General features: G+C 62.2%; 6 protein-coding genes. 4 read left to right on the forward strand and 2 right to left on the reverse strand.

The genetic code is table 11. From position 1 onward, the window contains the following. Position 1: 1 nt before the first annotated feature. The gene (locus EOB80_RS27130) at positions 2 to 238 is read right to left on the reverse strand and encodes a hypothetical protein (RefSeq protein WP_127266711.1); all 237 of its coding nucleotides are present in this window, start codon (positions 236 to 238) and stop codon (positions 2 to 4) included. A 130-nt stretch (positions 239 to 368) separates the two neighbouring features. After that, a complete protein-coding gene (locus EOB80_RS27135) occupies positions 369 to 1358 on the reverse strand; it encodes a LysR family transcriptional regulator (protein WP_127330892.1) in 990 nt (329 codons plus the stop codon). A gap of 313 nt (positions 1359 to 1671) precedes the next feature. On the opposite strand from EOB80_RS27135, the gene chvE reads away from it, so the two are divergent. The 4 genes from chvE to araD1 all read left to right on the forward strand — a co-directional run bounded on the left by chvE (position 1672) and on the right by araD1 (position 6975). Further along, positions 1672 to 2742 (forward strand): multiple monosaccharide ABC transporter substrate-binding protein, encoded by a 1071-nt coding sequence (gene chvE, locus EOB80_RS27140; RefSeq protein ID WP_127266709.1) that lies wholly within the window; start codon positions 1672 to 1674, stop codon positions 2740 to 2742. Positions 2743 to 2862: 120 nt separating this feature from the next. Then, positions 2863 to 4395 (forward strand): multiple monosaccharide ABC transporter ATP-binding protein, encoded by a 1533-nt coding sequence (gene mmsA / locus EOB80_RS27145; RefSeq protein ID WP_127330894.1) that lies wholly within the window; start codon positions 2863 to 2865, stop codon positions 4393 to 4395. After that, on the forward strand, positions 4392 to 5678 hold the full coding sequence (gene mmsB, locus EOB80_RS27150; RefSeq protein WP_127330896.1) for a multiple monosaccharide ABC transporter permease: 1287 nt from the start codon (positions 4392 to 4394) through the stop codon (positions 5676 to 5678). The genes mmsA and mmsB overlap by 4 nt, the downstream gene beginning before the upstream one ends. A 304-nt stretch (positions 5679 to 5982) precedes the next feature. Beyond that, positions 5983 to 6975 (forward strand): AraD1 family protein, encoded by a 993-nt coding sequence (gene araD1, locus EOB80_RS27155; RefSeq protein ID WP_127319683.1) that lies wholly within the window; start codon positions 5983 to 5985, stop codon positions 6973 to 6975. Positions 6976 to 7012: the final 37 nt, after the last annotated feature.

A 7012-nucleotide genomic window follows, 5' to 3' on the forward strand; every position in this document is an offset into this window, starting at 1 on the left:
TCTAAGGCGTCAGAACCATTTCAGCGCCTGCCTGTTCGTCGAACACAACCGAGCAGCCTCGCGCAAGCGCCACCGTTGCGAGGGCGTTTGCTGCCACGTCATCCGATGAAACGAAATCGCCGGTCAACACCCGCAATTCTTCAACGCCTTCAGCCATGGAAACGAAATTCCCGACCGATCGATCGTGCTTGCAGGCCTCGATCACGCAAAGCAGATCGATGATTTCGAAGCTGCGCATGTTCAGCCTCCAGAAGAAATCGTCCCTTGCAAGATCATGAACGCATCGGCGGGAAATAATGTTCCCAGCTCGCTTTCGCCAGCCTCGGCCTGGCGGTGCTTTCGCCGGACAACCTTACCCGAGCGAGCCATCATCCCACTTCCCTCAGAATGAAGTCGTGCAGCATCTTGGCGGCCGGCGACAGTGCGCGATTCCTGACCGTGATCAGGCTGTAGGGCCTGACCTCGATGTCGAATTCGGTCTGGACGACGTCGATGGCGCCGGCCAGCCCGTCAGGGTTCTGGATGAATTTCGCCACCTGGACAGAGACCGGTGCGATGGCATCGGATTGCGCGACCATGACCAGGGTCAGGAGCAGCGAACTGGTGTTCAGGATACGGTCCGGCAAAGCGATGTTGCGGTTGAGGAAGTTGCTCTCCATGGCCTGGCGCAAGGGCGAGCCGCCAGACTGGAAGACCCAGTCATAGGCGGCGGTCTCTTCCAGCCGCACCGCCTCGCCCTTGGTGAGCGGATGGCCCCGGCGCACGATCAGGCAGGCCTTCTCGACGCCGATGACGCGCGACTCGAACAGCCGCGGATTGAGATCGTCGGGGATGCGGGCGATGATGAAGTCATGGCGCGTGGCGATCAGCTCGCGTGCCAGCACATTGGAGGTCTCGACCTGCATGGTGATCTCGATGCGCGGATAGATGCGGCGGATTTCACGAATTGCCGGCACCGCCAGCTCGATTGCCGGCGCGGTCACGGCACCCAGGAAAACCGAACCACCCTTGCCCGCCTTGAGCTCGGAAATCTCGCGGTCCACCTCGCGCATCTCCAGCAGGATCGAGCGCGCCCGCCTGGCCAAAGCCTTGCCGTATGGCGTCAAGGTGATACCGCGCGGCAGCCTCTCGCACAGCTTGACCTCCAGCACCGCCTCCATCTCTGCGATCATGCGCGAGGCCGCCGGCTGCGAAATGTTCAGAACCTGGGCTGCCGCGCTGACCCGGCTGTGGTCGTCTAGCGCGACGATCATGCGCATGTGACGCAGACTGAGACCGCTGCGCAGCAGGGTTTCGCCATCGCCCGGTGCTCCTCTGTGACCATTTGAAGCTGTTGTCGGATTCCCGGGCCGCGCCATCGCTTTTCCCTGCCTTCTGCTCGTGTAAGGCCGACCTTGGAGTCAGCCCGTCACGTCCCAATACATATACCAACCATGATATAGCAACCATCAAAGATCGCATTTGACAGTTATGGCAAAGACCCACACCCTCCGCGCGTTCCAAGACGTGACGGTCGCTGACGAGAAAAATCGTATCGATTGAATCAGCGTCTCGGGGCCATGGGAGGATACCGGAGATCGATATGACGGCAGCAGTGCCCTTGGCGCTTCTGCACGATTGCGCGGCCCGCGACCCCCGGGGTGCCGCGTCCATCAAACAGGGAGAGTTAAAGTGAAAATCATCAAGACACTGGCCGCCGTCGCGGCCCTTGGCATCGCTGCCATGACCTACTCGGCGCACGCAGCCGACAAGGGTCTTGTCGGCGTGCTGATGCCGACCAAGACCTCGCAGCGCTGGATCAATGACGGCGACGCCGTCAAGTCCCAGCTCGAGGCTCTCGGCTACACCGTCGACCTGCAATACGCGCAGGACGACATCCCCAACCAGCTCAGCCAGCTGGAAAACGAAATCACCAAAGGCCCGAAGGCGCTGATCATTGCTTCGATCGACGGCACCACCCTGTCGGATGCTCTGCAGAAGGCCGCTGACGCGGGCGTCGTCGTCGTCGCCTATGACCGCCTGATCAAGAAGACCGCCAATGTCGACTACTACACCACCTTCGACAATTTCGGCGTCGGCGTGATCCAGGCGAATTCGCTGGTCAAGGGCCTCAAGGAGCGCTTCCCGAACACCAAGCCGTGGAACGTCGAACTGTTCGGCGGCTCGCCCGACGACAACAACGCCTTCTTCTTCTACGACGGTGCGATCTCCGTCCTGCAGCCACTGATCGACGACGGCTCGATCAAGATCAAGTCCGGCCAGACCGGCATGGACAAGGTCGGCACGCTGCGTTGGCTCGCCGCCACCGCCCAGGCGCGCATGGACAATCTGCTGTCGGCCAACTATTCGGACGGCAGCCGCGTCGATGGCGTTCTGTCGCCCTATGACGGCCTGTCGCGCGGCATCACCGCCTCGCTGCGCGCCGTCGGTTACGGCACGGACGCACAGCCCTGGCCGATCGTGACTGGCCAGGATGCCGAGACCGCCTCGGTCAAGCTGATCATCACGGGCGAGCAGTACTCGACCGTGTTCAAGGACACCCGCGAACTGGCCAAGGCCACCGTCGAGCTCGTCGACAAGGTGCTCTCGGGCGGCAAGCCGGACGGCCTCGATGAAAAGACCTACAACAACGACGTCAAGGTCGTCCCCTCGATCCTGTTGACGCCGCATGAGGTCGACAAGTCGAACTACCAGGCGCTGGTCGTCGACTCCGGCTACATCAAGGCCGACGAACTGAAGTAACCCGGTTACAAAGTCAGGGGTCCTGCGCAACGCAGGGCCCCTTTTCGTTCACCAGCGAGCCCGGTATTGTCGCCGACCTCGCCGGCAATGTTTGCCGACCTCTCAAGGAGCGGTTGTCCCATGGCCCCGACGATTTTGGAGATGCGCGACATCACCAAGACGTTCCCCGGCGTGAAGGCGCTGTCGAACGTCAACCTCAGCGTCGAGGAAGGCGAGATTCATGCCGTGGTCGGCGAGAACGGCGCCGGCAAGTCGACGCTGATGAAGGTGCTGTCGGGCGTCTATCCCTCAGGAACCTATGACGGCCAGATCATCTTTAACGGCGAGGAATGCCAGTTCAAAGGCATCCATGACAGCGAGCGCAAGGGCATCGTCATCATCCACCAGGAACTTGCGCTGGTGCCGATGCTGTCGATCGCCGAAAACATCTTCCTCGGCAACGAGCACGCCAGATACGGCATCATCGACTGGAATTCCAACGAGGCGCGCACCAGCGCCCTGTTGAAGAAGGTGGGCCTCAAGGAGGACCCCAAGACGCTGATCACCAATATCGGCGTCGGCAAGCAGCAGCTGGTCGAGATCGCCAAGGCGTTGAGCAAGGAAGTCAAGCTCCTGATCCTCGACGAGCCGACGGCGTCGCTCAGCGAAAAGGACAGCCAGGCGCTGCTCGACCTTCTGCTCGAATTCAAGCGGCAGGGCATGACCTCGATCCTGATCTCGCATAAGCTCAACGAGGTGAACCGGGTCGCCGACAAGGTCACGGTCATTCGTGACGGGCGCACCATCGAGACGCTGGCCAAGAAGGACATCTCTGAAGACCGCATCATCACTTCGATGGTCGGCCGCTCACTCGACGACCGCTATCCGCCGCGCGAGCCTGACATCGGCGAGGTCGTGTTCGAAGTGAAGAACTGGTCGGTCTATCACCCGATCCATGCCGAGCGGCAGGTGATCAAGGGCATCGACATCAACGTGCGCAAGGGCGAAGTGGTGGGCATTGCCGGGCTGATGGGCGCTGGCCGCACCGAATTCGCCATGAGCCTGTTCGGCCGCTCCTACGGCCGCCGCATCTCCGGCGAGGTGCTGCTCAAGGGCAAGCCGGTCGACGTTTCCTCGGTGAGCAAGGCGGTCCAACACGGCATCGCCTACGTCACAGAGGACCGCAAGACCTACGGTCTCAACCTCATCGACCATATCAAGCACAACATCACGCTGGCCAATCTTGGCGGCGTCTCGCGCCACAGCGTGATCGACGACATGCGCGAGCTCGCCGTTGCCAACGACTATCGCAAGAAGACCAATATCCGCGCTTCCAGCGTCTATCAGATGACCGGCAATCTCTCCGGCGGCAACCAGCAGAAAGTGGTGTTGTCGAAATGGCTGTTCGCCGACCCGGACGTGCTGATCCTCGACGAGCCGACGCGCGGCATCGATGTCGGCGCCAAGTACGAAATCTATACGATCATCGCCCGTCTCGCGGCTGAGGGTAAGGCGATCGTCGTCATCTCGTCGGAAATGCCGGAATTGCTTGGCATCACCGACCGCATCTACGTCATGAACGAAGGGCGCATCGTGGGCGAAATGCCCGCCGCGGAAGCAAGCCAGGAAAAAATAATGCGCGCCATCGTTCGTGGAGAAGGAAAAGCAGCATGAGCACCGAAAGCGCCCCCGCCCCGCAGGGCAACGTCGCCGAAGAGCAGCGCCCACGCATCGCCGTCTCGGCGCTGACGACGAACCTGCGCGAATACGGCCTGATCCTGGCGCTGATCGCCATCATGGTGTTCTTCCAGTTCACCACGAACGGAACGCTGTTCAAGCCGGTGAACCTGAGCAACCTGGTACAGCAGAACTCGTTCATCATCGTGATGGCGCTGGGCATGCTGCTGGTGATCGTCTCCGGCCATATCGACCTGAGTGTCGGATCGGTGGCGGGCTTCATCGGCGCGCTGGCGGCGATGATGATGGTCATCTGGCCGCTCGGTCCGTTCAGCAACCCGCTGGTGGTCTCGATCATCTGCCTGATCGGGGGCGGCGCGATCGGCGCCGCGCAAGGCTATTGGATCGCCTATCACCGAATACCGAGCTTCATCGTCACGCTGGCCGGCATGCTGATCTTCCGCGGCATCTGCCAGGCCCTGCTGGGCGGCGGATCCTCGGTGGGGCCGCTACCCGATGGCTTCAAGGCGCTCAGCTCCGGCTTCATCCCGGATGTCATCGGCCCGCTGACGCTGATCCCGCCCACGGTGAACGCGGCCGGCAAGACCATCATGGGCAGCGGCCTGACGCTGCACATGACGACGATCGTGCTAGGCCTGATCGCTGTGCTGGCCTACGCCTATTTCGGGGTGAGGACGCGCCGCAAGCGCGAACGCCATGGCTATGAGGCCGAGCCCTTTGCCCTGTTCGTCGTCAAGACGCTGGTCGGCAGCGCGCTGGCGCTGTTCCTAGTCTACCAGTTCGCCAGCTACAGGGGCCTGCCGGTGGTGCTGCTCGTCATGGGCGTGCTGATCTCGCTGTTCGTCTTCGTCACCAAGCGCATGACCATCGGCCGCCGCATCTATGCCATGGGCGGCAATTCCAAGGCCGCGCAGCTGTCAGGCATCAACACCGAGCGGCTGACGCTGATGGTGTTCATCAATATGGGCGTGCTGTCGGCGCTCGGCGGCCTGATCATCGCGGCGCGACTGGGACAGGCGGTGCCGGCCGCGGGCCTCGGCAGCGAGCTCGACGTCATCGCCGCCGTCTTCATCGGCGGCGCCTCGGCGATGGGCGGCGTCGGTCAGGTCATCGGCGCGGTGGTCGGCGGCTTCATCATGGGCGTGATGAACAACGGCATGTCGATCATGGGCGTCAATGTCGACTGGCAGCAGGTGGTCAAAGGCCTGGTGCTGCTCGGTGCCGTGATCTTCGACGTCTACAACAAGAACAAGGCTTGAACGGGCTTAAGAGCAATTCCAGGAAAATGTGAAACGGTTTTCCGCCTGGAATTGCGCCAAGACAATGAGTTAGAGCGGTTCGCCGTTTCCGTGAAACGGTGAACTGCTCTAGGCGAGGCAAGCAGGAGGCATACGATCGCGGCGCTGCCGGCAACCCGCCGGTAACAGAAGTCCCTGAGGGACCAGGCCCGCGAGCGCAATCCGAACTGAGAATTTAAACCGTGGCATGGACGAGGTCCCGGCCGCGCTGAGTAAGGTCTGCCGTTTTGGCAGTCCTGCCAAGGCAAATGAGAGAGGATTCATCATGCTGATCTCCCAGATCCTCGACGACGCCGAGACCATCCGCGTCGTCGCCCGCAATGGCGGCAAGACCCGGATCATCAATGGCGCCCGCAGCGTCTATTCGCTGGCGATGGAGGCCGCCCGCACCGGCGTCGGCCTCGTCGCGCTAATCGAACGCAAGGGGCTTGGCGAGACGGTCGATCTCGAGGCCGCTTACAAGAAGGGGCGGCTGCTGTCGCCGATCAATCACCCTGATCCGGCGCATCTGCACCTGACCGGCACCGGGCTGACGCATCTCGGCTCCGCCGCGACGCGCGATTCCATGCACAAGAAGCTGAGCGCCGACGGCGAGGAGCAGCTCACCGATTCCATGAAGATGTTTCGCATGGGGCTGGAGGGCGGCAAGCCAGCAAATGGCCAGATCGGCGTGCAGCCGGAATGGTTCTACAAGGGCAACGGCACGATGGCGGTGGCGCCAGGCGCCGCACTCCTGTCACCGGCCTTTGCCAAGGACGCCGGCGAAGAGCCCGAGGTGGCCGGCATCTATGTCATCGGCGACGACGGCGCACCTTTCCGCGTCGGCTTCACGCTGTCGAACGAGTTTTCCGACCACGTGACCGAGCGCGTGAACTATCTGTTCCTCGCCCATTCCAAGCTGCGCAACGCCTCGTTCGGTCCGGAAATCCTGATCGGCGACCTGCCGCCCGATATCCGCGGCACCTCGCGCATCGTGCGTGACAGCGAGGTGCTGTGGGAAAAGCCGTTCCTGTCCGGCGAAGCGAACATGTCGCACACCATTGCCAATCTCGAACATCACCATTTCAAATACGCGGCCTTCCGCCAGCCGGGCGACGTGCATGTGCATATGTTCGGCACGGCCACGCTCTCTTTCGCCGACGGCATCAGGACCGAGGCCGGCGATGTGTTCGAGATCGAGGCCGGGGACTTCGGCCTGCCGCTGCGCAATCCGCTCGAGATCGAACAGCCGGTGAAGGTGGCGGTGAAGGCGCTTTGAGGTAGCGCCTTTTTCCTTCTCCCCTTGTGGGAGAAGG

Source organism: Mesorhizobium sp. M7A.F.Ca.MR.245.00.0.0, assembly GCF_003997415.1.
Lineage (GTDB): Bacteria > Pseudomonadota > Alphaproteobacteria > Rhizobiales > Rhizobiaceae > Mesorhizobium.

Excerpts from the sequence above, each read along its gene's own strand:
- EOB80_RS27130 (WP_127266711.1), bottom strand. The coding sequence starts at position 238 with ATGCGCAGCTTCGAAATCATCGATCTGCTTTGCGTGATCGAGGCCTGC.
- EOB80_RS27135 (WP_127330892.1), bottom strand. The coding sequence starts at position 1,358 with ATGGCGCGGCCCGGGAATCCGACAACAGCTTCAAATGGTCACAGAGGA.
- mmsA (WP_127330894.1), top strand. The coding sequence starts at position 2,863 with ATGGCCCCGACGATTTTGGAGATGCGCGACATCACCAAGACGTTCCCC.
- mmsB (WP_127330896.1), top strand. The coding sequence starts at position 4,392 with ATGAGCACCGAAAGCGCCCCCGCCCCGCAGGGCAACGTCGCCGAAGAG.
- araD1 (WP_127319683.1), top strand. The coding sequence starts at position 5,983 with ATGCTGATCTCCCAGATCCTCGACGACGCCGAGACCATCCGCGTCGTC.